At 71.8% G+C, this 468-nt stretch carries 1 protein-coding gene; it reads left to right on the top strand.

The window, feature by feature from the left end; all coding sequences use genetic code 11:
* A partial coding sequence (locus tag DD1DGNOD_RS06875) for an NAD-dependent epimerase/dehydratase family protein (protein ID WP_131769699.1) occupies positions 1 to 468 on the top strand: 468 nt, incomplete at both ends.

The raw sequence follows: 468 nt of genomic DNA, 5'->3' as shown, positions 1-468 counted from the left end.
GCGGGGCGGTCACCGACACCCTGGCCGCCGCGGGCCATCAGGTGACCGCGCTCGTCCGCTCCGAGCGGTCGTGTCCGCAGTTCGCGCCGGGGGTGGAGGTCATCGCCGCCAACCTGGTGGACGTCCACGAGCTCGAGGCCGCCCGGCTCGACCGTGGGTTCGACGCGGTCTGCCACCTCGCCGCTTTGACCCGGGTGCGCGAGTCACAATACGACCCGTTGCGCTACTTCGCGGTGAACGTGACAGGAACCGTGAACCTGCTGCGTCTACTCGAACGCGGCACCGAGGTCCGCGGGGTCGCGCCGGTCGTCGTCCTGGGGTCGACCTGTGCCGTCTACGGTGTGCCGGAGATCCAGCCCATCCCAGAGACCGCTCCCCCGGCGCCGACCCACCCCTACGGAGCCTCCAAGCTCGCCGCCGAACAGATCGTCGTCCACCAGGCCGCGACCGGCGGGATCGGCGCGGTGG

Origin of the sequence: Candidatus Protofrankia californiensis (genome assembly GCF_900634765.1) — a bacterium.
Classification (GTDB): Bacteria; Actinomycetota; Actinomycetes; order Frankiales; family Frankiaceae; genus Protofrankia; species Protofrankia californiensis.
The sequence above is the reverse complement of the archived record's forward strand: the minus strand, read 5'-3'. Positions and strand labels throughout refer to the sequence as shown.